Genomic DNA, 23,830 nt, shown 5'->3' with positions numbered 1-23,830 from the left:
AGGGTTAGGCAATGCGGCTTCCGGTGGGGAGGTGCGTCGCGGGGGTGCGGGTGCGTCGCCAGGCCCAGGCCAGCGCGCCGGCGCCGAGCAGCAGGTGCATGGCGAGGCCGATGAACCAGCTCGGCACAGCGTCGTCATAGGTCTGCTGCGCGGTCGGCCCCCGGTCGAAGGCCTGATCCGGGAACGTCCCGTTGTCGTTGCGGCTGCTCTGTGCGGCCACGTCGCAGCCGTTGAACTCGGTGTATAACTCCGGCGGTGCCTGGGCGCTGCGCACGGCGACGGCTATCTGCCCGAACAGGTCGGTGGGGTTGCCGGCGTCGTTGAAACTGCCGGGGGCGGCATCCGCCACCACGACATAGGGGTTGCCGGCGAGGATCCACCAGTAGTAGTCGAACCGCGGCACGTTGAAGGTCGTCGTCTCGGCCGTGGAGCAGACGATGTCAGACTGCTTACCGGTGGCTTCGTCGAAGGTCGACGACACGACCTGATAATTCACGCTCGTCGCCTGCTGTTGGGTGGCGGTCCCGAGCAGCGCGAACGCGATGAGCGTGCCGAGGCTGAGCGCCGCTACAACCAGATAGGTCAGCACGATCGAAAACAGCGGTCGGGTGAGAATGCCCGAGAGCCCAACCCCGACGGCCGCGATAACGCCGAGTTCCGCCGCGAGCACGAGCACCGACACGGCAATCGTGGCCAGAGTGACCTCGCCGAGAAAGACAGCGAAGATGAGAAACGGCAGTGCTGCAGCGAGAAAGGCGAGCGCCGTGATCCACGCGGCGAGAAACTTGCCGAGCACGAGCTGCCCGGTGCTGATCAGCGTGACCTGCGTCGTGGCGAGGGTGCCAGCATCCCGATCGCCGTTGATCGCGTTACCCGACAGCGCCGGTGAGACCAGCGTGCCGAGCAGCAGCACGAAGAAGATGATGGCCCCGAACACCCCGCCGCCGCCGGACAGCCAGGCCGAGGTCGCCAGCCAGAGCAGAAAGGTGACCACGCCAACGAGCAGCATGAACACGCCGAGCAGCACGTACCAGGAGGCGCCGCGCACCCGCTGGCGAAGTTCGAGGGTGACGATGAGCCAGAGTCCGGTAAGGAACACCCGTGAGTCCGTCATTCGGAGACCTCCGCGTCGGTCGACCGCGTAAGGTCCTGAAAGGTGTGCTCGAGATTACCGACAGCCGGTCCGAAATCGCAGATCGGCACCCCGCTCAGCACCAGATTGTGCAGCAGAGCGGCCGCCGAGGCCTCGTTCTCCACCTGCACCAGGGTGCCGAGCTGGTCGACGCCGCGCACAGTAACGAGCGCGCCGACCACTCCGGGAGTGGCGAGGGCGCGTTCCAGCGCCGCCTCGTCCAAAGAGCGGATGCGCCAGGATCTGGCACTCGCGCTCGCCGCGGCTACCTGCTCCGGGCTCGCCGTGCGTCCGGCGGCGAGGTACACCGCGGCATCCGCCATCTCGTCGAGTTCGGCGAGAACGTGACTCGACACCAATATGGCGGTGCCGTCGCCGGCCAGGCGACGCAGCAGCTGGCGCAGTGATGCGCGCGCGGCCGGGTCGAGACCGGACGCGGGTTCGTCGAGCAGCAGCACGCCGGGGGAGTGCACGAGCGCCCGCGCCAGGCTCAGGCGTTGTTTCTGGCCGCGGGACAGCACCCGCGACGGCCGGTCGGCGAAATCACCGAGGTCGGTCAGCGCGATCAGCTCGTCAGCGCGCATGGCGGCCTGCTCGCGGGTCATTCGGTACATGCGCCCGGTGGTCTGTAGGGCGGCACGGGCGCTCAGGCTCGGCCACGATCCGAGGGCGTCCGGCATCCAGCCAGTGACGGCCCGCACCCGTCCGGGTTCGGCGACCGGGTCGTGCCCGTTAATGCGGATGCTGCCCGTCGACGGAGTGAGCAGCGTGGCAAGCATCAGCAGCAGGGTCGTCTTGCCCGCGCCGTTCGGCCCGATCAGCGCCGTCACCGACCCCGCCGGCACGACGAGCGTCGCATTCACCACCGCCAGGACACTGCCAAACGATCGACTGACTCCGGTCACCGCGATGCCGCTCGGCGTCACTCCCACCCCGCCTGAAACTGTCGCGACCGACATTGACACCCCCACCTGTTCCCCCGAGTCTAGGTGCAGCCATTTTCAGAGGCGGGCGGTGAATCGCGTCCACGGCATGCTGAGAGAATTACTTCATGGCTATTGCAGTGACCCCGCCGCGCGGCATGCGCGATTTTCTCCCCGCCGACAAGGCCCTCCGCGAACGTTCCCTCGGCATCATTCGCGAGAGTTTTCGTGCGCACGGCTTCGACGAGATCGAAACCCCGGTCATGGAAGACTCGGCCCGCCTGCACTCCGGGCTCGGCGGCGACAACGAGAAACTCGGCTTCGCGGTGCTCAAGCGCGGGCTCGGCCAAGCGGATGTCGCGGCGGCGGCCGCGCAGGACGACCTCCTGTCCCTGGCCGACCTGGGCCTGCGGTTCGACCTGACGGTGCCGCTCGCCCGCTTTTATGCCACCCACCGTGCCGCACTGCCGACCGTGTTCCGGTCGATTCAGATCGCACCGGTCTGGCGCGCCGAACGGCCGCAGAAGGGGCGCTATCGCCAGTTCATGCAGTGCGACATCGACATTATCGGCGAGGCCGGCACTCTCGCCGAGATCGAACTGATCACCGCCACCGCCGCAACGCTTGACCTCCTCGGCTTACAGGGCTGCTCGATTCGCATCAACGACCGCCGCATCCTCAGCGCCCTGCTCGCCCACTGGGGCGTCGCCGCCGAGTTGACCGAGCGCGCGCTGATCGTGATCGACAAGCTCGACAAGATCGGCGTCGACGGGGTCGCCACCGAACTCGGTGCCCTCGGCATCGACGCGCCGGGCCTCGCCGCGCTGCTCACCGAGCTCGGCACCGGCGGCTGGAGCCTCGGCGGCGCTCTTGAAAGCGGTGCTCTCGACAGCAGCGCACCTGCCTGGCTCGACCCAACCGCCTTCGCCGACCTGACCGCCCTGCGCGCCGCCCTGCCCGGCGTCGACCTGTTGTTCGACCCCACCCTGGTGCGCGGCATGGGCTACTACACCGGCACCATCTTCGAGATCTCGCACCCCTCCCTCGGCTATTCCCTCGGCGGCGGCGGTCGCTATGACGGCATGATCGGCCGGTTCCTTGGCACCGACGTTCCCGCCTGCGGATTCTCGATCGGCTTCGAGCGCATCGTCGACCTGCTTGAAGCGGATGCCGCATCCGCTGACCTGGCGGTCGTGCTCGTGCACGACAAAGATGCCGATCCGGCGCGCCTGGTCGCTCTCAAGCGCGACCTGGTCGCCGATGGTCTGCGCGTACGCCTCGAACGCCGCACCAAGAACCTCAAGGCGCTGCTCGACCGGGCCGGCGAGGCCGGCTACGGACGGTTCGCGTTCGTGACCGCCAAAACGCAGACGGCTGCAGACCTCGACTTCAAACCGCTCGGCGCCTGACCCGACCGCTCTGGCGGGTTCGACGGATCGACTGACGGCTTTGGTTAGACTGAATTCGCCTGGATCACCCGGCATACCCCTACTTTCATTCCGACCAGTATCCGACGCCCAACCAGGCGTCAATTCCGACAAAACAGGAGACAGTTGTGGCCCTAATTGAGGCAGTAGATGCACGCGAAATTCTCGATTCCCGAGGCAACCCGACCATTGAGGTCGAGGTCCTGCTCGGCGACGGAACGGTCAGTCGTGCCGCTGTGCCGTCCGGCGCATCCACCGGCGTGTTCGAGGCTTATGAACTGCGCGACGGCGACAAGGCCCGTTACCAGGGCAAGGGCGTGCTCAAGGCCGTAGAAGCCGTCATCGACGAACTCGGCCCCGCGGTCGAAGACATCGACGCGACCGACCAGCGCGTCGTTGACCTCGTGCTGATCGAATCGGACGGCACAGATAACAAGGAGCGTCTCGGTGCCAACGCCATCCTCGGCGTTAGCCTCGCCGTTGCCAAGGCCGCCGCAAGCTCGGCCGGCCTGCCGTTGTTCCGTTACCTCGGCGGTCCGAACGCGCACACCCTGCCGGTGCCGCTCATGAACATCATCAACGGTGGATCGCACGCCGACAACGATGTCGACATCCAGGAATTCATGATCGTTCCGCTCGGTGCTGAGTCGTTCAGCGAGGCCCTGCGCTGGGGCGTCGAGGTCTACCACTCGCTCAAAGCACTGCTGCAGTCCAAGGGCCTGTCCACCGGCCTGGGCGACGAGGGCGGCTTCGCCCCCAACCTGCCGAGCAACCGGGCAGCGCTCGACCTCATCGTCGAAGCGATTACCAACGCCGGCTACGTTCCCGGCAAGGACATCGCCCTCGCCCTCGACGTTGCCGCGAGCGAATTCTTCAAGGACGGCAGCTACAACTTCGAGGGCAAGAAGCTCTCGGCCGAAGAACTCGTTTCTTACTACGCGAAGCTCGTCACCGACTACCCCCTGGTATCGATCGAGGACCCGCTGCAGGAAGACGACTGGGCTGGCTGGGTGCACCTCACCACCGAACTCGGCGGCAAGGTGCAGATCGTCGGAGACGATCTGTTCGTGACCAACCCCGTGCGCCTGGCCAAGGGCCTTGAACTCAAGGCCGCGAACTCGATTCTGGTCAAGGTCAACCAGATCGGCACCCTGACCGAGACGATGGATGCCGTCTCTCTCGCTCAGCGCGCCGGCTACACCGCGATTATCTCGCACCGCTCCGGCGAGACCGAGGACACCTTCATCGCCGACCTCGCCGTGGCAACGGATGCCGGGCAGATCAAAACCGGCGCCCCCGCCCGCAGCGAGCGCGTCGCGAAGTACAACCAGTTGCTGCGCATCGAAGAGGAACTCGGCGAGGGCGCGGTTTACGCCGGTCGCACCGCGTTCCCCCGCTTCACCGCGTAGTCAGCGAGAATCACCAGCAGCACCATCGGGCCCTCGATCACCGATATTTCGGTTGATCGGGGGCCCACAGCTTGCGCTTGGTACCATTTTTTATTGACAGACACTACTAACCGGCGAAAGGAGTTGTGATGGCGCCGAAGCGACCTCAGCCGACTTCACCGCAGCCCAAGCCGGTCTTGCCCCAGCCTGCCAGGCGCCCGCAGGCCCAGCGGCAACCAGCCCAGCGGCAACCCGTGGACTCGACGACGGAAACGCCCGCTGGCGGCTGGCTGCGCGGCATCCGCTTTTCGGGATTCTCGCTCGTGATGATGGTGATTCTTGTGCTCGCGGTGGTGATTCTCGCGCCGAGCCTGCGCACCTACGCCGAGCAGCGGCAGCAGATCAGCCGGTTGAGCGCCGCCGTCGACGACCAGCAAGACGAGGTCGACCGGCTGACTGGCCAGCGTGAACGCTGGAATGATCGCACCTACGTCACAACCCAGGCCCGCGAGCGGTTGTTCTACGTGCTGCCCGGCGACATCAGCTTTCTCGTCATCAACGACCTGCCGGTCGTGGCCCCGCTCGAAGCGGAAGTCTCCCCGGTCAGCAGTAATATCCAAAATACCAAGATTGATTGGTTGGGTTCCTTGTTCGCCTCCACCATGACCGCCGGCCTCGCCCCGCAAGAGGCAGCCCCCGAATCCGACACGCCCGCACCGGTGGTGCCATGACCCGGCCACCATTCGACCCGTTCACCGCGGCCGATATTGACCTCGTCTCGGCCCAGCTCGGGCGACCGGCCCGCAACGTCGAGGGCATCGCAGCTCGCTGCGTCTGCGGCGCTCCGACAGTCGTGGCCACCGCACCGCGGCTCGCCGACGGTACCCCGTTTCCTACCCTGTACTACCTCTGCCACCCCGCGGCGACCGCAGCGATCTCCTCCCTCGAAGCCACCCAGGTCATGAACGAATACAACGATCTGCTCGCCGGTGATGAGGACATGCGTGCCGCCTACCAGGCTGCGCACGACAGCTTTCTGTTTGACCGCGACCAGCTCGGCAGCGTGCCGGAAATCGCTGGAATCTCCTCCGGTGGCATGCCGAACCGGGTGAAATGCCTGCACGCCCTCGCCGCCCACGCGCTGGCCGCTGGGCCCGGCGTCAACCCCATTGGCGACCTCGCGGTGGAGCGTGCGACCTGGTCGCCCACGGTCTGCGAGTGTCTGGACTACTCTGCGGCGGCGATCGATGAGTCCGGGGCGGCTCTGGCGTGACCGCGACTGCGCATCGGGTTAGTGCTCGACGGGTCAGCGCGGGCGTCGGGCTCGCGCTGGCCACGGCACTGTTCGGCGGCACCGTGATCGGTTCCGTGGTGCTCGATACGCCCGCCGCGCACGCCGACCAGATTCGCGACCTGCAGTATTGGCTCGCCGACTATGGCTTCACCGAAGCCTGGAACACCACACGCGGTGCCGGTGTCACGATCGCCGTCATCGACTCCGGAGTCAACGGCAGCGTGGCCGAACTGACTGGCGCTGTCATCGGGGGAACGGATGTCTCCGGGCTCGGCTCTACCGATGGACAAACGCCGGTCGCCGGTGACGACGACGATGGCGAACATGGCACCCTGGTAGCTTCGCTTTTGGCCGGGCGCGGCACCGGCGATGGCACCGGACTGATCGGTGTGGCGCCGGAGGCATCCATTTTGGCGGTGTCGGTCGGGTTTGGTAGCAGTCGTTCCGCCGTGAGCAATGACGACCAGATCGCGCAGGGCATCCGTTGGGCCGTCGACAACGGGGCCGACGTCATCAACATGTCCCTCACCCGCAACACCCTGTATTGGCCGGAGACCTGGGACGCAGCGTTCCTCTATGCCTTCGAGAACGATGTCGTCGTCGTGGCCGCCGCCGGCAACCGGGGGAGCGGAACCACGGAGGTCGGGGCTCCCGCGACGATTCCCGGTGTACTGACGGTCGCCGGCGTTGATCGCAATAAAACGGCGAGTTTTGATGCCTCGTCCCAGGGCATTACTATCGCTGTCGCCGCACCGAGCGAGAAGCTCGTCGGGGTGACGCCCGACTCGACCTATGTGCAGTGGGACGGCACGAGTGCCGCGACGCCGATCGTGTCCGGGCTCGTTGCCCTGGTGCGGGCGGCGTATCCGAACCTCGACGCCGCGGGCGTGATGAACCGGGTCATCGCGACTGCGAACGCCAACGGGCGAGCGGTGCCGAGCCCCATCTATGGCAATGGTCTGATCGATGCCGCTGCCGCGGTCACGCAGTATGTTGCGCCGGCGACCGGGGCGACCCCTAGCGAGTTGCTCACGCAGTGGATCACTCTGCACCGGCGGGCGCAAATTGACGTAGTACCGAGCGAGGTTCCCGTCGCCGAAGCCCCGGCTGCTGTTACCGAGGACCCCGCAGTGCCCACCCCCAACCTGCTCACCGCCTGGCTTCCGAACCAGCTGACACTGACCTATATCAGTCTGCCGCTCGCTGTCCTCGTAGGGTTTGGTATCCTAGTAACGCTGGTGGGCATTGGGGCCACTCGGTACATCAAGCGAATTCGGCGCAATCCCAAAGATTTCGCACCATCATAATCCTGTAGGAGGCCTTCTCATCGTGCCCAAAATTCTCATTGTTGGTGGCGGCTACGCCGGTTTTTACACGGCGTGGAAGCTCGAGAAGTGGCTGCGATCCGGTGAAGCCGACGTCACCATGGTTGACCCGCTGCCGTACATGACGTACCAGCCCTTCCTGCCGGAGGTCGCCGCCGGTTCTATCGAACCGCGTCACGCGGTCGTGTCGCACCGTCGCCACCTCAAGAAGACCAACGTCATCTCCGCCAAGGTCACGCACGTGAACCACGCTGAGAAGACCGCCACGATCACCCCGCCGACCGGCGAGCCGTACGAGTTCAAGTACGACATCGTCGTAGTCACCGCCGGGGCGGTGTCGCGCACGTTCCCGATTCCGGGTGTCGCCGACCAGGCCATCGGCCTCAAGACCATCGAAGAAGCCGTCGCCATTCGCGACCGCGTGCTGACCAACTTCGACAAGGCGGCCGCCCTTCCAGCCGGCCCAGAGCGTGAGCGTCTGCTCACCTTCGTCGTGGTCGGTGGCGGTTTCGCCGGCATCGAGGTGTTCGCCGAGTTGCGCTCGTTCGCGACCTCGCTGCTCACTCTGTACCCCGAGATCAGCTTCGAGGACACCAACTTTCACCTCATCGAAGCCATGGGCCGCATCATGCCCGAGGTCTCGCTCAAGACGAGCCTCTGGGTCATCGACAACCTCGCCGGTCGCGGTGCCCAGATCCACCTCGACACCCAGCTGACCAGTGCGGTCGACGGAAAGATCGAGCTCTCCACCGGAGAGATCTTCGAAACAGACCTCATCGTCTGGACCGCCGGCGTCATGGCGAACCCGACGATCGTGCGCCACACCGACCTTCCCATCGAAGAGCGCGGTCGTCTGCAGGTTCGTGCCGACCTGCGCGTCGGAACCGAGGACGACATCATCGCTGATGCCTGGGGCGCCGGCGATGTAAGTTGCGTTCCCGACCTGAGCGGTGGCGGCGTCGGCGGTAACTGCGTGCCGAACGCCCAGCACGCTGTGCGTCAGGGCAAGCTCCTCGCCAAGAACATCGCCGCCGTGCTGCGCGACGAGGCTCCGGTACAGTACTTCCACAAGAACTTGGGCGCTGTCGCCGGTCTCGGTATTGGTATCGGTGTGTTCCAGAACAGCAAGTTCGCGATGACGGGCCTGCCGGCGTGGTTCGCGCACCGTGGCTACCACGGGCTCGCCATGCCGAGCTGGGAGCGCAAGCTGCGCGTTGTCTGGGGTTGGGTGAACAACTTCTTCCTCGGTCGCGACAACGTTTCGCTCAGCGCCACACAGCACCCGCGTGGCGCGTTCGTCGAGTTCGCTTCGCGTCCGAAGCCGCCGGCGCCTGCTGCGGCCCCGGCAGCCAAGACTCCGGCAGCCCCTCGCGCGCCGCGTGCGCCGCGCAAGCCCACGGTGAAGGCTGCTGCAGCGGCTGCGGCTACCTCGGCGCCCGCCGCCGAGAAGGCGGCCGCGGAGGCATCGGCTTCGGCTTCGGCTTCGAAGTAATTGTTTCGGTAGATGCTGTCGGGCGATCACCTCGCTCGGCAGCACCTATGCTTTAAGCGCCCGTCAGCGGGCACGCCCCCATAGCCCAATTGGCAGAGGCAGACGACTTAAAATCGTCACAGTCTGGGTTCAAGTCCCAGTGGGGGCACCACGAATTTTTCTATGCTGATCTGGCTTTTAAATTCGTAACAGGTTCCTCAGGTGCACCGTTTGCCCAAATTTTGCCCACACTTGAAATTATGCGGGCCTGTTCGAGGGCCACTGCAACGCTGTCCAGGTCGTCGTCGAAGAGATCTGTGTATACGTGCATGGTCATCGCCGCCGAGGCGCAGGCGAGCAGCCGCTGCAGCACTTTGACGTTCGCCCCGGCAGACACGACCAGGCTGGCCGCGGTGTGCCTGAGGTCGTGGGGAACGACACGCGGAAAGGTCGGATCGACCTCCCGGGCACACTTGAGGGCGTAAACCAGCCCGCCGTCCTGAGTCGACGGCGTGCACTGATGCGACAGCCCGTTGCCGAACAGGATCTGGTCAGGTGTCCTATCGGCGCGGAGCAACGCCAATCGTTCCTACAGGAACGGGGGAAACGGAACCAGGCGTGCCTCGTGCGACTTCGGCGTGCCGATGAGAATCTTACCGCCAAACCGCACGGCGTTTTCGCGAACTGCCAGACGCCTCTGAACGAGATCCACGTCTCGCACCCGCAATCCGGTCACCTCACCCCAGCAGGCCGGTGTAGGCGAGGGTCAGCACTACCGTTCCATGCGCCGCCGCCGCCGCCGCGGTTGCGAGCAGGTCAACCTACTCGTGCCAGAGATCCGTGTGCGGTTTGTTCCTTTTGCAAAGGAGAGTCACGCCGCACGAGCTGTTGACCAGTATGCGGCGCTCCATGACCCCCACGTCGAGGATTGCCGCGAGCACTCCGTAGGCACGGATGACGTGGGTGGCGCTACGTACACCGGGCGTGGGATGCAAAGTTATTGCTGTGCCGGCACTGAGCTGTGACACCCAGGTCTGCACCTCGCTGTGCTGGATGCGGCCGATCTCGGTGGCTCTCCAGCGACTCTTGGACACCTCGGTGCAGGCGAGGAACAGCTGAGCGGAGCGCTTGGTCTTGAAGCCACGTTTGTCGGTCTGGCTGTGGCCGGGTCTGCGGTAACGCACGCGGTGTCTCTTGCCCGCTGCAGTCTCATCCGCTGAACGCGTTCCCATGACCTTACCTCGTAGGGCTCGCCGTCATTGGTGGCGACGAGCCGGAATTGCTGCTGACTGACATCACCATGCACCCTGCCACCGACAGTCAGGGCTGACCCGCGCGCCGAACGCCTACGGCTGGCCTCATACCCCTGCCCCGGCGCCCGGGGCGCCGGGATCGGCCCCACCCTCGACGCCGGCGACCACGCCATCTAGCTCGAGTCGGCACAGGCCGCCCATTTTGAGGTTGCCGCAGCCTGGGATATTTCTGCGCGAACCCGCGCCTGAACGCCGGAGGCGACCTTCCTCAGCGCAGCGGGCGCCGAGTCCCTGGGGCGTGTCGCCCCCTTCTTATGGCGAATACACGATCGGCTCGGGAGGCGTCGAGGAACAGAAGCGGAGGGCGATATTTCTTGCCTCGGTTAGTCCCCTTGACCAGGCATTTTCTCGGACTAGTCTCACGGATCTGCCGCCTCCAGACGTCGCCCGGAGCCGCGAAAGACGGCGCACATCCATCGGTGTTCCGGTGGTCGTCCGGCTTGCGGGCACGTTCAGGTCGGGTCAGGGCATCATGGACGGTGCCATGGTCGTGCGATGTCCGTGTCCGCGCGGTGACCAGCGCTCGTGGCCCCTGTTCGGTGCATCGGCACGTGTCCGAACCAGGGCCAACTTCCCAAACGCGTGCGGCAACGGCGCGGCCGTGACGAACACCAGCGGACGGCGCGCGCGGGCTTTCCGGTGGGCGTATACCCCGGCCCGCCGTTCCGCTGGCAGGGGCGGGAATGCCCCGACGGGCGACTTTGCCGGTACCCTGAGCCCGTAGGTAGGCTACAAGTAAGGCCGCTGGTAGCCGATCGGGGGGTCAAAATGTCGTTGTCGCTTCAGCCCGAAGGTGCGCAGGCCGCAGACGCATTGCCGCTGCGGCCGATCGTTGCGCGCATCCGGCGCCTCGTTGTGCTTGCCATGCTCGCTGCTCTGGGGTACACCGCGTTGACTGTGGCCAGTAAAGGCTACTGCCCAGGTGGCGTGAACGCTGATGGCACATTTATCGATGCAGCCGGAAACGTCACCGAGCTGGCGCCGAGCTGCATCGACCTGACGCTCCAACCGAGTGTCTTTATCTATATCGGCATCTTCGCGATCGTGATCGGAGCGCTGACCTTCGTACTCCGCCGGGCAAGTGATGTTCCCGCCGCGCTGCGCTACCTCGATCGAGGCGCTGTCACGGTCGTGATCCTCGCTGTCGCATCGGTCGCGATTAGCCAAATTTGGTTTGCGATGATCCCCATTACCGATTGGAATGGCAGCGGCACATTCTTCTACCCGTTCCCATTTGGTTCAGTCGATCTCACCATCACTCCGATGCAGACTCAATGACCTTGAGAACGCGATGAGGCCAAGGGCATCGCTTACTGAAGTTGAAGGGCACCCTGTCGCGTAGCACCCACCTGCGCGCAACCCCAACCTCCGGGAAGCAAGCTGATTGACGTTCGTCGGCTTGTTTCAGGCCCAGTCAGCGGTAGGGCGTGGTTTCGTTCACGCTAATCGTCCGGTAGTCGTTCCTCTTGCTGACCAGGGTGCGAAAGCGGTCGCACTAGGCTTCGGGAATGAACCCCGAGACAACACACCTGCTCGACCACTCGCGTTCGAGCTGGTCTGTTCCGACCGAACCTCGTTTACTGAGAACGCGCATTTGGCGCTCCAGCAGGTCAACGCCCGCACCGGTCGTAGTGCTCTCGCACGGCACTGGCGGCGCAGGAGAAGACCTGGACTGGCTCGCGAAACCGCTGAATGACGCGGGATTCCTCGTTGCTTCGGTCGATCACCCCGGCAACAGCTACAACGACGAGTACCTCCCCGAAGGATTCGCGTTCGCGTGGGAAAGAGCAAGGGACATCACCTTCCTTATCGACCATCTCGTGGCCGAGCAGAACATCGATATCACGCGGGTCGGTGCGGCCGGGTTCTCGTTCGGCGGCTACACCGTCACCGCACTGCTCGGCGGCAAAATCGATGTACACCTCATGGAGGCAATGTTTCACGGACAGATCCCTGCGCCGGACGTACCGGAGTTTCCAGACTTGATCAAAACGCTGCGCAGCAAGTATTCCGATGCCGAGTTGACTTCGTTGGCGGAAACCGGCGCGCGGTCCCTGACCGACGCGCGTGTCCGGGCTGGAATCCTCTTGGCGCCCGCCATCGGAAGGCTCCTGATCTCAGAGTCCCTTAGCCAGATTTCTGCCCCGGTCCTGGTGCGCTGGGGTGACGCCGACGACAACACACCCCCAGAAGACAACGCCCTCGTCTATCGGGACTCTATGCCGCAGGCCCGCGGCGAGAGTCTCGGCCGGGAGATCGGGCACTACGTATTTCTCGGCGATCGACAGGACCCCTCCGGCATACGACCGGATGTCGCAGACGAAGCGGTCAAGTTCTTCACCTTCTACCTTTGAGCGCGAGTCCGAGCGATAGACATCACTACTCCGGCGACGCCCGTCGTCGTCCCGTAGGCGGTTCCTTTTACGGAACCATCACGGGACTTGGAGTGAACAGAGTTCGGGACTGACAATTTCCTCCGGGCTAAGCCGTTTGAGAAGTGTGCCCCGGTTGATCGCGGTCAGCTGCTCGTAGCCGGCGTCGTCCGGATGATAGCCATCGCCCAGAACACGTTCGGAAGTAGTGATTACTCTCGGGTGATCAGACCGCGGGATTTGCGTGTAGCCAGTCACGGACTTGGTCTGCATGATCCTCTGCAGGGAAGACGGGATAAAACACGTGCCTGATGGTTTCGCCGTCAATAACAAGAGTCATGCGCTTCAGAAGCGTCAAGCCTGCGACCGCAAAGGTGGGCAGATTGAGCGTCTCTGCCAATCGTCCTTGCTGATCTGAGAGGAGTGGGTATGGAAGGTGCAGCCGCTTGACGGCCTCGCGTTGGTAAGCCGAACTCTGCACCGAGAGCCCGATCACGCTGTGGGCACCGGCCTCCTGGAGCTCGACCAAGCTATCGCGGAAGCTGCATGCTTCGGCGGTGCACCCTTTTGCTCCGGGAATGTCCGCCCATCCGATTGGCTCCTCCTGGCCAGGGACACCCGTCCGTGGATAAATAAACATGATCCAACGCCCTGTCGAGATGTTTGTGATGCTCACCTGACCGCCCGATGTCGACGCAAGGGCGACGTCAGGCAGGTGCAATCCGAACAGGTGGTCGCCGGCACCGTCGTCGATGGGCGTCGGGAGGATATTTGTCATGTGGTTCCTTTTCAAGAAGTGGTGGCCTTCAAAGTTGCCCGACACACTTAGGTGCCAGGGACGGGTCACAGACAATCACCAGCCCAAAGGGCGCCCACAATTTTCGCTCTGTTCGGGCATTTCACGGTCACGTCCCGCTGGGTGGATGCTCCTATTGAAGTCAAGCGGCATTTAGGGTGGGATTCGATTGTCGGGATTAGTCGTCGAGCAAGGCCACTTCGACCCCAATGGGTGGGAGGATTACGTCTACTGGCAGACCCAGGACCGCAAGACTCTCAAACGCATCAACTGGCTGATCACCGTCGCGCTGCGCGATCCGTTCGCTGGTATCGGCAAACCGGAGCCCCTCAGGCACATCCTCTCCGGCGCGTGGTCCCGCCGCATCGATGACACGAACCGCCTCGTCTACTACGTCACGGACGACCACATCGTCATCCTGCAAGCCCGCCAACACCACTGGCCCGAGATCCGCACTGCCCGCATAGGGTTCGANGCATAGGGTTCGATGGATTCAACCGGTCGTTGCAACGATGGGTTTTTCTGGCTCTGGTAATAGTCGTTGCATGGCTTGAGCGGGTGTGATGCCGCCGAGTGTTTTGCGGGGTCGATTGTTGAGTTCGGTAGCGACTTCGAGTAGCCGCTCGGGCGAATGGATGGATAAGTCGGTGCCTTTAGGGAAGTATTGGCGCAGCAGCCCGTTGGTATTTTCGTTGGTGCCCCACTGCCACGGCGAATGCGGATCACAGAAGTAGATAGCCATCTTTGTGGCCAGCGTGATCTGCCGGTGCTGGGCCAGCTCGGTTCCCTGATCCCACGTCAGAGTGCTAGCGCAGGCGGTCAAGGTAACGCAGAATGACGCCCTCGCGCAGCGCCCATGGCGACACTTCAAGTTCCGCCGCCCCGAACGCGGCCATCGCCGCACCGAGCACGATGCCGCCGGCCACGATCTGAAAGGTGCGGTCGGCGGTAATGCCAGGAAGCGCCGGGCGGGCTTCGGCGGGAATGCGCGCGAGACGCGGTACCCAGTCGTCGAGCCCGGCCCGGCCGAGCCGCAGGCGGTCCGCGGCGCCGACGCCGTCCGAGGTGGTGCCGGCCAGTCGGGCCAGTGATCGAATCGCCTTCGACGATCCGACGATGTGGTGCGGTGCCGGCAGGTGCGCGAAGGCACCGACCGCATCGCGCAGAACGGATGCCGCATGCCCTCGCAACGCAGACACCTCCTCCGGTAGAGGAGGATCGTGGTGCAGAAAACCGATCGTGCTGCGCCCGGCGCCGAGCGGGAGCGACAGCGCCACCTCGGGAAACTCAGCTCCGCCGGCCGCGATCTCGAGCGATCCGCCGCCGATATCGAACAGCAGAATGTTGCCGGCCGACCAGCCATACCAGCGACGCACGGCCAAAAAAGTTAGTCGGGCTTCGTCTTCGCCTGATAGTACTTGCAGGGCGACACCGGTTTCCCGTTCGACCCGGCCGAGCAGTTCTGGGCCGTTGGTCGCGTCGCGCACGGCAGAGGTGGCAAACGGCAGCAACTCGTCGATATTGTGCTGCTGGGCAACATCCGCTGCATGCTGCACTGAAGAAAGTACCGCCGCGACACCCTCATCATTGATTGCACCATCAGGTGTGATGTACCGCATGAGGCGCAGAACGCTCTTATCGGAGGCCATCGGCACCGGCGGGGCGCCTTCGTGCGCGTCGACAACCAATAGGTGGACGGTATTCGAACCGACATCGAGGACTCCAAGGCGCACATTTGTACGATACCGCCTCCTCCGGGTCAGCGTTGCGCGGGAGCGACGAAGCGCTGCCAGCCCCAGGCGCTTGCGCACAGTGCTGCGAAGCTTGCTGCGACGATCCACAACACCGTCCCGGAGCCGCTGCTGTGCAGCTGATCGATCGCCGGGGTGAGCGCGGCGAACAAAATTCCATAGGCGACGACGGTCAGGCCGGTCCAGATCGGCGGTGACCAGACCAGAATGCTGCGCCCGCTGGTGTGACCGATAGGCACCAGAATGAGCACGGCCGAGCCGACTGAAGCGAGCACGATCGTGTTGACCATCTCAGCCACGAACGAGGTCGTGAAATCACTGGCGGCGGGCACAAGCGCTCCGAGTGACCAGGCGAGCGCGGCAAACAGGGCGAGGGCGCCGACCCGCACTGTCGCAAGCTGGCCGCGCTGCGCCGGCGTCGGCTGCGCGCTGGCAGCATCCGCTTTGGCTGACAAGCTCACGCTGCCGAGCAGCCCGAACAGCAGGGCCGGGTGCAGGTCGAAGACGCGCGAGGCTATCGCCGCGGCCGCGATCAGCAGCAGGTAACGCGGCAGAAACCTAACCGCCCCGCGCAGCCCAAGCACGCGGGAACTCCACCACAGCGGGACCAGAAGGGCGACCCCATTGACCAGGACCAGCCCAATGATCACCGCGACCAGCAGACGCAGGTAGGCCGGCTGATCCACCACTGGTCCGGACAGCATGACGAATGTCGCTGCGGCCACGAGCGCCGCGCCACCGCGCAGCCACCGGTTGAGCCGCACGGTCGGTGCCACGTCATACTCTTCGCGCACCTGATTGCGACCCGCCAGGGTGGGCCTTGACCAGAGTGGATGTCCGCCGCGCGTGCGCGAGATGGTGCCCGCGAGCATCCGCAGTGGCAGAGCGATCAGCACCAGGGCGCCCAAGGCGAGCAGCCCGGCCTGCAACCAGGGGAACGGCGAACTGGTGCCGCTTGGCCCGATCGGCAGCGCGAAGCGGGTCGGGTCATTCCACCGGCCGGAAAAAGTGGATGCCCCCGCCTCCTCCTCCTCCTCCTCCTCCTCAGCGGCTTCCGGCGCTGGTTCCTCCGTTTGCGGCGCCGAGGAGGGCGTGGGCACCACTGTTTCACCCGGGACTTCGACCGCACTGTCAGGCGAGGGTGAGGCTGATGTGCTCGGAGCCGGCGTGGCCGCTGGCGTCTCAGAGGCAGACGGGGTCGGCGTGGTGGTGCTCGCGGCGGCATACCTGACCGTCACAGGGGTACTGCCCGGGCCGACATTGCCGGCGGAATCCTGCTGCACCACGATGACGGAGTACGAACCCGCTTCCACGCCCCCGGCGGAGCAGGTCCAGGCCCCGTCGGTCACCTTGGCGAAGCAGACCGAGTAGGCACCGGCGAACACGGTGACTGTTGCGCCGGTCTCGCCGGTGCCGATGTATTGGGTTCCCGCGACGAGCACCTGGGCGCCTTCGCGGGGAGTCGTGACAACGGGAGCAGCGGGGGCTTGCAGGTCGAACACAATCCCGATCGGGTCGCTCGAATTGGACGACGACGGGCTGCTGAAGGTCGAACGCTGGCTCGCTGTCACCTCCAGACTTCCGCTCGCGAGCGTGCCCGCAAACAGGCACGCCCAGGCACCCGAGTTGTCGACGTCGCTGGAGCACGAGTCGCCGTTCTCCAGTGATGCCGTCACGGTGGCTTGGGGATGCCCGGTTCCGCGCACCCAGCCGTCGGACTCGGAGCCGGTGCGGCCGCCCAGCACGGTCGGTACGCCCAGAACGGCAACCGTGATCTCGTCGCTCAGGGTGGAATCGCCAGCTACAACAACGCGCAGTTTGATCGTCGGACCGTTCTGCAGGTATAGGTTGCTGCAGCTCCAGGAGGTCGATGTATCTTCATCCAGCGACACACCTTCTGGGGGGAAGATGCATAGGGCGTCCTCGCCGCGCGGCGATAACAGCTGAATCCTTTGGCCAGCGGCTTTCGACCCCGACACGGTGGTGCGGTTACTGCCGATGAACTGCCCGTTTCCAGGGCTCTCGATCAGCGGCCTCGTCGCCGCTGCGGGATCGGTCGTGGTATTCGGGATGGGTTCTTCAGTGGCCGGTGCGGTCGATTCCGGTGTCGATTCCGGTGTCGACTGCGCCGTGGATTGCGCCGTGGATTGCAGGTTCACCTCCTGGCTCGGTTCCGGCGTTGCTTCCAGGGGTTCGTCCTGAATCGTCGAGGTCGCTACAGCTTCTTCTGCCTGCGCCGTCGCCAGCACGGGTCCGGCGAGGGCGATCGCACACCCAAGCAGCAGGGCGGCGACGGCCGCTAAGCTGCGGGAGCGTCGCGCACGCGCCGTTGCGCCCGATACTGCGACCCGAGTCGATTTAGACATAACTCACCCCCTGCCCCAATTTGAAGGGCAGCGGGCGGTAAAGTCAACCTCCCGCGCCTTACAAAATGTAACAAACCGAGGGAATTCTTCGAGCTGCCGCCGGCCACCCGCAAACATGACAACCTTTATACGAAGCGGATGCCCAGCATGAGACCGCCGAGGAGAGCAGTACCCTGATGAATGCCACGCCCCGCACCCCCGCCTCCACACGCGCCGTCGCCGCCCGGGACTGGGAACACCGCGCCGGAGAGCTCGGCGATCGCCTGCCGACCGGGTTCGAGGTGGCCGTCGCCACGTCTGCCTTTCAGATCGAGGGAGCCGCCCGCGACGGCGGCCGTGGCGACAGCGTCTGGGATTCCTTCAGCCAACGATCAGGGCGCATCCGCGATGGCTCGAACGCCTCCGTCTCCGCCGATCACGTCAAGAACTACGCCGCGGATGCCGTCCTCTTGCGAGACCTCGGCGTCGACGCCTACCGGTTCTCGCTGGGCTGGACCAGGCTACAGCCCGAGGGCCGCGGCCCCCTCAACCGCAACGGGCTCGCGTTCTACGATCGGTTGCTGGATGCGTTGCTGGCTGACGGTATTCGTTCAACCGCCACGCTCTCGCACTGGGACCTGCCGGCTGCTCTGCGCGGCGGCTGGCTGAACCGCGACACCGCCGGCCGTTTCGCCGACTACGCCCACGCCGTGGGGGAGGCTCTCGGCGACCGCATCGACGCCTGGGTCACCCTCGACGAGCCGGCCACAGTCACCACCAGGGGCTACGCGCTCGGCACCCACGCACCCGGCCGCACCCTGTTGTTCGACGCGCTTCCTACCGCGCACCATCAGCTGCTCGCGCACGGTCTTGCCGTGCAGGGCCTGCGCGCCGCCGACGTGCGCGGACGCATCGGCCTGGTCAACTCCCACACTCCGGTGCAGTCAGCGACCGACCGCGACCAGGACCGCTCCTATGCGGCCCTCTACGACCTGCTGCAGAACCGGCTGTTCGCCGACCCGGTGCTGCTCGGCCACTATCCAGACCCTCTCGAACCGTTCGGGGTCGAACTACGCACCCTGCTCGAGGCCGCCCCAGCCGACCTGCGCACGATCCAGCAGCCGCTCGACTTCTACGGCATGAGCTACACCGGGCCGGCCCGAATCACTGCCGGTGCGACGGTGCTGAAGGCCCCCGACGGCCAGCCGATTCCCGTCACCTCATGGCCGTTCCACCTTGAGCCGTTCCGCGAACACCCCACGACCTCCACCGGCGACGTCAACGCTTCCGAGTATGTCGCTGTGGCGCTCGCCGAACTGGCCGAACGCTACCCCGACCTGCCTCCCGTTTACCTCTCACTCGCCGGTGGCGCCTTCTCTGACCAAGCGGATGCCCGCCACCAGGTGCACGATCCCGCCCGCATCGACTACCTCGCCGAACACCTCGTGGTCGCCCTCGTCGCCACGGCCAGCGGAGCCCCGGCCGCTGCCGTCGACCTCGCCGGCTTCGCATTCTGGTCGCTGCTCGACGGGTTCGAGTGGGATGCCGGCTACACCCAGCCGACCGGCCTGGTGCACGTCGACTTCGCTGACGACCGCCGCACGCGCACCCCCAAGTCGAGCTACCGCTGGCTGCAGAACGCCCTCGCAAACCGTTAACGCGTAGCAAACTCATCACGGAGTCGAGTCCTGCGGGGTTGCGAGTGTGAGAGCGAGGAGCGGATGCGCAATTCCCCTCCAATCTAGGCGGCGTCGTGCGAATCGTCCGCGACCGCCCGCAGCGCGTCGATCGCGTGCGACAGCGGTAACCCGTCGCTGATCGCGCGCAGCACCTCGGGCAGTTGCTCGCGCGGCAGAAAAATACCGCCGAGCAGAATCTGTGAAAACACCAGCGCCGGCATGAACTGCACGACCCGAAACACCGCGCGGGCGACCGCGCTCGCGGAACGCTTTGACGCGCCAGGAATAACGAAGAGACGTGGATACGGTTGCCATTGGAAGACGGAACGCAGGTCATATCGCTGCCACTTTACGGCGACGACACCCTGGCCCTGTCCGTGGCTGGAAAGACCAAAAACCTCAAAGCGAAGCATTGGGCGAAGTTTGCCGACAAACTGAGTCTTTCGCAAAAGGCCGCAACCGCGGCAGGCCAGCTCGTCCTACGCGCAGCCAGTTTGATCATGCTGGAGAGCCTGCCCTTTTGTGATTCCCCGTTGCGGGGCGCTCAGCGGGAAGTGCGATTCCGGCGTGCGGAATTCACGCAGTAATGCGTGGGTCACGTTTCATGGAGCCGGCTAGTGACTTCAGGCGATGCAGATACAGCTGGATACTCGTCAGCGTTAAAGGCGAATGCAGGTGGCCTCGAACGCGCCGCCAGTAGGGTAGACCGCATGATGTGTGCGTTGCCGATCCTGATTTTCGCGGCATCGCCGTCATCCGCTGAAGCCGAGGGTGTGTCTTTTCGGTACTACGACGACATCGTGAGTCGCTACCACGGGCGTCCCGCGTTTCGGAACGAGGTTCTGGACGCCCAGGCCCAGTATCCCGGCGACGACCTCACTGCTCCGACCGGACTGCTGTTACTCGCCCGCTACGGGGACACAGTGCTCGGTTGTGCCGGAATGCGAATTCAACAGGGCGAGCTCGGCGAGGTGACCAGGGTCTTTGTTGAACCGGCGGCTCGCGGCCAAGGCGTCGGCCGACTGCTCATGCAGAATCTGGAACGCGAATCCCGCGCCATCGGGCTCACCGTCTTGCGTCTGGACACGAGAACCGACCTCGTCGAGGCACGTAGCCTCTACGCGTCGCTCGGCTACATCGAGGGCGAGCCGCACAACACTGACCCGTATGCCAATCACTGGTTCCGAAAGGAGCTGCGATGACCGATGAGTGCAGCATGCTGGCGCCCGACCTCGTCCCGGAGCTTCTGGTCACCTCGCTGCAGAAGAGTCTGGATTTCTGGTGCCGTCTCAGCGGATTTGACGTGCTGTACGACCGACCCGACGATGGGTTTGCCTACATCACTCGGGGCACGGCGCACCTCATGCTCGAGCGACGGGGCGCTGGGCGAAACTGGATTCCGGCGGCGTTAGACCCGCCGTTCGGCCGCGGCGTCAACTTTCAGGTGTCGGTTCCATCGATCGACCCGCTCGTGTGTACCTTTCGGGAGGCTCGTTGGCCGCTGTTCATGGAACCCGAGACGAAATGGTACCGAACGGGCGATACCGAGGCCGGCGTCGCTCAGTTTCTCGTGCAGGACCCGGATGGCTACCTGATCCGGTTCCAAGCCTCGATCGGCCGAAGGATCGTCGCCGCGTTTCCCCGCGCGCCTTGAGGTTGCTTGGAGTGTGATGGGAAGCGGGTGGGAGCCTCCGGGGTCGCGGTTAGTATGGGCAGGTACGCACGGGGGTCGTTGTCGCCAAGTCATGCCGCCGTGTCACCCTACATAGCCAATTTGCAAGGAGACGCTGCCATGGAATGGCTCATCCCGGTTCTGATCGTTGTCGCACTCGTCGCCATCGCGGGTATCTACCTGTGGTCGACGTACAACTCGCTCGTGACGCTGAATGTGCGCGTCGACGAGGCGTGGAGCGACATCACGGTGATGCTTAAGCGTCGTGCTGACCTGCTGCCCAACCTGATCGAAACGGTCAAGGGCTACGCGGCACACGAGAAGAACGTGTTTGAAAACGTGACCCGTGCGCGAGCCGAGACGCTGTCAGCACAAGGCCCGGCCGACGCATCCGCTGCTGAGAATCACATGCAGACCGCGCTGAAGAGCATTTTTGCCGTCGCCGAGGCGTACCCGCAGCTGCAAGCCAGCCAGAACTACCTGCAGTTGCAAGCCGAACTCGTCGACACCGAAGACAAGATTCAGGCCGCGCGTCGGTTCTACAACGGTGGCGTGCGCGAAATGAACACCAAGATCAAGGTGTTCCCGAACCACTTGTTCGCCGTGAACCTCGGCTTCACCGAGCGCGAGTTCTTTGAGGTGGCCGATTCCGCAGCGATTGCGGAGCCGCCCCGCGTGCAGTTCTAACGGGACTTAGTCGATGTACAGCGCAATAGCTAAGAACAAACGCAACACCGTCTTCATCATGATCCTGTTCTTCGTGATCATTGCGGGGCTCGGCTGGCTGGCGAACTTCGTTTACGGTGCTGGCGGTTACGGCATCCTCATCGCCACGGTCGTCATCACTGCGCTCTACGTGATCATTCAGTACTACGCCGCTGGTCGCCAGGCGATCTCGATGAGCGGCGGCATCCGGGTCAACAGCAAGGCCGACCATCCCCGTCTCTGGCGCATCGTGGAGAACCTGTCGATTACGACCGGCACACCGATGCCCGAGGTTTACATCATCAACGATCCGGCGCCAAATGCTTTCGCCACCGGTCGCGACCCCCAGCACGCGATCGTCGCCGCCACCACCGGCCTGCTCGACATCATGGACGACTCCGAACTCGAAGGCGTTATGGCCCACGAGATCGGCCACGTGCGCAACTACGACATTCGAGTGTCGATGGTCGTGTTCGGCCTCGTCGTCGCGATCGGCTTCATCTCCGACATGTTCCTGCGCATGGCGTTCTTCGGCCGCAGCAACAACAGCAACGGTAATCCCGTCGTCATGGTCTTCGGCCTTGTCGCAATGATCGTGGCCCCGCTCATCGCGACCGTCGTGCAGCTCGCCATTTCTCGCCAGCGCGAATATTTAGCGGATGCCACAAGCGCGTTGACGACGCGCCACCCGGACGCGCTCGCCTCGGCCCTGGCCAAACTTGGTGAGTACGGTCGCCCCATGCAGAGGCAGAACAGTTCGATGGCCCACCTCTGGATCTCGGACCCGCTGAAGAAGGGCGCCATGGGCAAGCTGTTCGCGACGCACCCGCCGATCGAAGAGCGCATCGAGCGCCTGACCGCCATGGGTCGCAAGTTCTAACCTGACCACGCGACGACAGGCTTACCGAAGTTCGGCGGCGAGACCGTCAGCCAGGTTGCCGCGCGGCGCGACGACGATCTCCCTGAGGCCCTGCCAGAGCGCCGCTTCCCGCAGCACCTGCGCTAGCCTCGCCGCAGCATCCGCTGGCGCGCCCGGCTCAGCCCAGGCCGACTGCACCCGTAGTACGCCGGCCTGCCGGTCGTTCTTCAGATCGACCCGCCCGACGACCATGTCGCCAAGCAGAATCGGCAGAGAGTAATAGCCGAACACGCGCTTGGGTGCCGGCGTGTAAATCTCGATGCGGTAGTGAAAATTGAACAGCCGCAGGGCGCGGGCACGTTCCCAGACCACCGGGTCAAACGGGGACAGCACCGCCTGCGCGTCCATGGTGCGCGGTAACCGAGCGTCCCGGTGCAGCCAGGCGCGCGCACCCCAGCCCGCAACCTGCACCGGGAGTAGTTCTCCGGCCTCCTCCAAATCACGAATGGCCGAGAGAACCGGTGCCGACTTCAGCCGAAAGTAGTCGGCGAAATCCTTCACCGTACCAATCCCATGCGCGCGAGCTGAGCGGCGCACAAGTTCGCGGTGGGCATCCGTTTCAGAAATTTTGGTGCCGAGCAGTTCGGAGGAGAAGACCTGCTCGGGCAGGGCATATACCCGTTCAAAGCGGATGCGGCCGGCGCTGACCACATCGCCCCAGCGGAACAGACTTTCCAGCCCGGTCTTCACCTCGGACCAGCCCCACCAGGGACCGCTGCGCTTGTTGGCGTCGTGTTCGATCGCACTCGCCGGCATCGGACCGTTGGCGGCGAGCTCGGCTAGGAGCCAGTCGAGCATCGGACGGTTGGCCTGGGACCAGTCGCCGGGCGTGCGGGCTGAGCGGTCGCGATAGTTATGCATGCGCCAGTGAAACAGCGGCCAGACGTCGATCGGCAGATAGGAGGCCTCGTGGGCCCAATATTCGGTAACGCGGGCCTGGCGACCCGTGGTCAACCGGTCAAGCTGGGTTTTGTCATAAGGGCCGAGTCGGCTGAAGGCCGGCATGTAGTGGCTGCGCTCGAACACGTTGACCGAGTCGATCTGTAACAGCTCAAGTCGGTTCACCAGGGCCGTGAGCTGACGAATTCCGACGGCCGATGTCGGTCGCGCGCCGAAGCCCTGCGCGGCGAGTGCAATCCGCCGCGCCAGTGCGGGAGAGATTGTCGTGACCATTCGTCTCACTCTAGCTGCACCCCCGTTCACCTGCGGTTAAGGTGGAAATCGTGTGATGGACATGTAATCTTCGTAGTGTCGGGCAGCCGGCACTCCCTGCCTCATATTCTGTTCATCTGGAACGTTTGCCACAGCATTCACACGT

At 64.6% G+C, this 23,830-nt stretch carries 23 protein-coding genes, 1 tRNA gene and 1 pseudogene; 15 read left to right on the top strand and 10 right to left on the bottom strand.

The genetic code is table 11. The features are described 5' to 3' along the window. Positions 1–4 precede the first annotated feature (4 nt). Both CXY71_RS17915 and CXY71_RS17910 read right to left on the bottom strand, forming a co-directional pair. A complete protein-coding gene (locus CXY71_RS17915; protein ID WP_104138626.1) occupies positions 5–1,114 on the bottom strand; it encodes an ABC transporter permease in 1,110 nt (369 codons plus the stop codon). Beyond that, a complete protein-coding gene (locus CXY71_RS17910; RefSeq protein ID WP_233198454.1) occupies positions 1,111–2,091 on the bottom strand; it encodes an ABC transporter ATP-binding protein in 981 nt (326 codons plus the stop codon). The genes CXY71_RS17915 and CXY71_RS17910 overlap by 4 nt, the downstream gene beginning before the upstream one ends. 92 nt (positions 2,092–2,183) lie before the next feature. Between CXY71_RS17910 and hisS the strand changes: the two genes are divergently transcribed. The 7 genes from hisS to CXY71_RS17875 all read left to right on the top strand — a co-directional run bounded on the left by hisS (position 2,184) and on the right by CXY71_RS17875 (position 9,132). After that, positions 2,184–3,464: a histidine--tRNA ligase gene (hisS, locus tag CXY71_RS17905; protein WP_104138619.1), complete on the top strand. Its 1,281-nt coding sequence runs from the start codon at positions 2,184–2,186 to the stop codon at positions 3,462–3,464. A 146-nt stretch (positions 3,465–3,610) separates the two neighbouring features. Beyond that, entirely contained in the window at positions 3,611–4,891 is a 1,281-nt protein-coding gene (gene eno, locus CXY71_RS17900; protein ID WP_104138615.1) for a phosphopyruvate hydratase, read from the top strand. 233 nt (positions 4,892–5,124) lie between these two features. Beyond that, on the top strand, positions 5,125–5,601 hold the full coding sequence (locus tag CXY71_RS17895) for a septum formation initiator family protein (protein ID WP_199184362.1): 477 nt from the start codon (positions 5,125–5,127) through the stop codon (positions 5,599–5,601). Then, positions 5,598–6,143 (top strand): DUF501 domain-containing protein, encoded by a 546-nt coding sequence (locus tag CXY71_RS17890; RefSeq protein WP_104138609.1) that lies wholly within the window; start codon positions 5,598–5,600, stop codon positions 6,141–6,143. Before CXY71_RS17895 ends, CXY71_RS17890 begins: the two co-directional genes overlap by 4 nt. After that, on the top strand, positions 6,140–7,471 hold the full coding sequence (locus CXY71_RS17885) for a S8 family serine peptidase (RefSeq protein WP_104138606.1): 1,332 nt from the start codon (positions 6,140–6,142) through the stop codon (positions 7,469–7,471). Before CXY71_RS17890 ends, CXY71_RS17885 begins: the two co-directional genes overlap by 4 nt. A 22-nt stretch (positions 7,472–7,493) precedes the next feature. Continuing rightward, on the top strand, positions 7,494–8,981 hold the full coding sequence (locus CXY71_RS17880; protein WP_104138603.1) for an NAD(P)/FAD-dependent oxidoreductase: 1,488 nt from the start codon (positions 7,494–7,496) through the stop codon (positions 8,979–8,981). A gap of 74 nt (positions 8,982–9,055) precedes the next feature. Then, positions 9,056–9,132 (top strand) — tRNA-Leu (locus CXY71_RS17875). 9 nt (positions 9,133–9,141) lie between these two features. Here the strand turns inward: CXY71_RS17875 and CXY71_RS22215 are convergent. Together CXY71_RS22215 and CXY71_RS22210 are read right to left on the bottom strand one after the other, a co-directional pair. Then, positions 9,142–9,543: a site-specific integrase gene (locus tag CXY71_RS22215; RefSeq protein ID WP_233204713.1), complete on the bottom strand. Its 402-nt coding sequence runs from the start codon at positions 9,541–9,543 to the stop codon at positions 9,142–9,144. Between the two features lie 238 nt (positions 9,544–9,781). Further along, positions 9,782–10,192, bottom strand: coding sequence for a hypothetical protein (locus CXY71_RS22210; protein WP_233204712.1), 411 nt, complete (start codon positions 10,190–10,192; stop codon positions 9,782–9,784). Between the two features lie 849 nt (positions 10,193–11,041). On the opposite strand from CXY71_RS22210, the gene CXY71_RS17865 reads away from it, so the two are divergent. Together CXY71_RS17865 and CXY71_RS17860 are read left to right on the top strand one after the other, a co-directional pair. Continuing rightward, positions 11,042–11,551, top strand: a complete 510-nt coding sequence (locus CXY71_RS17865; RefSeq protein ID WP_104138600.1) for a hypothetical protein — start codon at positions 11,042–11,044, stop codon at positions 11,549–11,551. Positions 11,552–11,781: 230 nt separating this feature from the next. Then, the gene (locus CXY71_RS17860) at positions 11,782–12,627 is read left to right on the top strand and encodes an alpha/beta fold hydrolase (RefSeq protein WP_104138597.1); all 846 of its coding nucleotides are present in this window, start codon (positions 11,782–11,784) and stop codon (positions 12,625–12,627) included. Between the two features lie 244 nt (positions 12,628–12,871). Here the strand turns inward: CXY71_RS17860 and CXY71_RS17855 are convergent, their stop codons facing one another. Then, the gene (locus CXY71_RS17855; RefSeq protein WP_104138594.1) at positions 12,872–13,423 is read right to left on the bottom strand and encodes a peroxiredoxin; all 552 of its coding nucleotides are present in this window, start codon (positions 13,421–13,423) and stop codon (positions 12,872–12,874) included. A gap of 187 nt (positions 13,424–13,610) precedes the next feature. Here CXY71_RS17855 and CXY71_RS17850 point away from each other — a divergent pair, with 187 nt between their 5' ends. Beyond that, positions 13,611–13,922, top strand: a complete 312-nt coding sequence (locus CXY71_RS17850) for a Txe/YoeB family addiction module toxin (RefSeq protein WP_104138592.1) — start codon at positions 13,611–13,613, stop codon at positions 13,920–13,922. A 12-nt stretch (positions 13,923–13,934) separates the two neighbouring features. Here CXY71_RS17850 and CXY71_RS17845 read toward each other — a convergent pair. From CXY71_RS17845 to CXY71_RS17835, 3 genes and pseudogenes are all read right to left on the bottom strand, one after another. Next, a pseudogene (locus CXY71_RS17845) lies at positions 13,935–14,246 on the bottom strand (IS30 family transposase); the annotation flags it as partial. Position 14,247: 1 nt separating this feature from the next. Further along, positions 14,248–15,174, bottom strand: a complete 927-nt coding sequence (locus CXY71_RS17840; RefSeq protein WP_104138589.1) for a Ppx/GppA phosphatase family protein — start codon at positions 15,172–15,174, stop codon at positions 14,248–14,250. A 26-nt stretch (positions 15,175–15,200) separates the two neighbouring features. Further along, positions 15,201–17,558, bottom strand: a complete 2,358-nt coding sequence (locus CXY71_RS17835; RefSeq protein ID WP_104138586.1) for a hypothetical protein — start codon at positions 17,556–17,558, stop codon at positions 15,201–15,203. Positions 17,559–17,734: 176 nt separating this feature from the next. On the opposite strand from CXY71_RS17835, the gene CXY71_RS17830 reads away from it, so the two are divergent. Beyond that, positions 17,735–19,195, top strand: coding sequence for a glycoside hydrolase family 1 protein (locus tag CXY71_RS17830; protein ID WP_104138584.1), 1,461 nt, complete (start codon positions 17,735–17,737; stop codon positions 19,193–19,195). Between the two features lie 83 nt (positions 19,196–19,278). Here CXY71_RS17830 and CXY71_RS17825 read toward each other — a convergent pair whose 3' ends face one another. Further along, positions 19,279–19,629, bottom strand: coding sequence for an ABC transporter permease (locus tag CXY71_RS17825; RefSeq protein WP_104138581.1), 351 nt, complete (start codon positions 19,627–19,629; stop codon positions 19,279–19,281). A 297-nt stretch (positions 19,630–19,926) separates the two neighbouring features. Between CXY71_RS17825 and CXY71_RS17820 the strand changes: the two genes are divergently transcribed. The 4 genes from CXY71_RS17820 to CXY71_RS17805 all read left to right on the top strand — a co-directional run bounded on the left by CXY71_RS17820 (position 19,927) and on the right by CXY71_RS17805 (position 22,473). Continuing rightward, on the top strand, positions 19,927–20,418 hold the full coding sequence (locus CXY71_RS17820; protein ID WP_199184361.1) for a GNAT family N-acetyltransferase: 492 nt from the start codon (positions 19,927–19,929) through the stop codon (positions 20,416–20,418). Then, entirely contained in the window at positions 20,415–20,870 is a 456-nt protein-coding gene (locus CXY71_RS17815; protein ID WP_199184360.1) for a VOC family protein, read from the top strand. The genes CXY71_RS17820 and CXY71_RS17815 overlap by 4 nt, the downstream gene beginning before the upstream one ends. 138 nt (positions 20,871–21,008) lie before the next feature. Next, complete coding sequence (locus tag CXY71_RS17810; RefSeq protein WP_104138578.1) at positions 21,009–21,575, top strand: LemA family protein; 567 nt, start codon at positions 21,009–21,011, stop codon at positions 21,573–21,575. A 13-nt stretch (positions 21,576–21,588) separates the two neighbouring features. Beyond that, complete coding sequence (locus CXY71_RS17805; RefSeq protein ID WP_104138576.1) at positions 21,589–22,473, top strand: M48 family metalloprotease; 885 nt, start codon at positions 21,589–21,591, stop codon at positions 22,471–22,473. Between the two features lie 21 nt (positions 22,474–22,494). Here CXY71_RS17805 and CXY71_RS17800 read toward each other — a convergent pair whose 3' ends face one another. Next, a complete protein-coding gene (locus CXY71_RS17800) occupies positions 22,495–23,685 on the bottom strand; it encodes a winged helix-turn-helix domain-containing protein (protein WP_104138573.1) in 1,191 nt (396 codons plus the stop codon). Positions 23,686–23,830 lie beyond the last annotated feature (145 nt).

Origin of the sequence: Cryobacterium sp. Y62 (genome assembly GCF_002929785.1) — a bacterium.
GTDB lineage: Bacteria > Actinomycetota > Actinomycetes > Actinomycetales > Microbacteriaceae > Cryobacterium.
The sequence above is the reverse complement of the archived record's forward strand: the minus strand, read 5'-3'. Positions and strand labels throughout refer to the sequence as shown.

Bases quoted from the DNA above. Each gene is read 5' to 3' on its own strand.
- CXY71_RS17910 (WP_233198454.1), bottom strand. From the start codon at position 2,091: ATGTCGGTCGCGACAGTTTCAGGCGGGGTGGGAGTGACGCCGAGCGGC.
- CXY71_RS17800 (WP_104138573.1), bottom strand. From the start codon at position 23,685: ATGGTCACGACAATCTCTCCCGCACTGGCGCGGCGGATTGCACTCGCC.
- CXY71_RS22210 (WP_233204712.1), bottom strand. From the start codon at position 10,192: ATGGGAACGCGTTCAGCGGATGAGACTGCAGCGGGCAAGAGACACCGC.
- CXY71_RS17825 (WP_104138581.1), bottom strand. From the start codon at position 19,629: ATGCTTCGCTTTGAGGTTTTTGGTCTTTCCAGCCACGGACAGGGCCAG.
- CXY71_RS17805 (WP_104138576.1), top strand. From the start codon at position 21,589: ATGTACAGCGCAATAGCTAAGAACAAACGCAACACCGTCTTCATCATG.
- CXY71_RS17835 (WP_104138586.1), bottom strand. From the start codon at position 17,558: ATGTCTAAATCGACTCGGGTCGCAGTATCGGGCGCAACGGCGCGTGCG.
- CXY71_RS17915 (WP_104138626.1), bottom strand. From the start codon at position 1,114: ATGACGGACTCACGGGTGTTCCTTACCGGACTCTGGCTCATCGTCACC.
- hisS (WP_104138619.1), top strand. From the start codon at position 2,184: ATGGCTATTGCAGTGACCCCGCCGCGCGGCATGCGCGATTTTCTCCCC.
- CXY71_RS17815 (WP_199184360.1), top strand. From the start codon at position 20,415: ATGACCGATGAGTGCAGCATGCTGGCGCCCGACCTCGTCCCGGAGCTT.
- CXY71_RS17890 (WP_104138609.1), top strand. From the start codon at position 5,598: ATGACCCGGCCACCATTCGACCCGTTCACCGCGGCCGATATTGACCTC.
- CXY71_RS17855 (WP_104138594.1), bottom strand. From the start codon at position 13,423: ATGACAAATATCCTCCCGACGCCCATCGACGACGGTGCCGGCGACCAC.
- CXY71_RS17810 (WP_104138578.1), top strand. From the start codon at position 21,009: ATGGAATGGCTCATCCCGGTTCTGATCGTTGTCGCACTCGTCGCCATC.
- CXY71_RS17830 (WP_104138584.1), top strand. From the start codon at position 17,735: ATGAATGCCACGCCCCGCACCCCCGCCTCCACACGCGCCGTCGCCGCC.
- CXY71_RS17865 (WP_104138600.1), top strand. From the start codon at position 11,042: ATGTCGTTGTCGCTTCAGCCCGAAGGTGCGCAGGCCGCAGACGCATTG.
- CXY71_RS17860 (WP_104138597.1), top strand. From the start codon at position 11,782: ATGAACCCCGAGACAACACACCTGCTCGACCACTCGCGTTCGAGCTGG.
- CXY71_RS17820 (WP_199184361.1), top strand. From the start codon at position 19,927: ATGATGTGTGCGTTGCCGATCCTGATTTTCGCGGCATCGCCGTCATCC.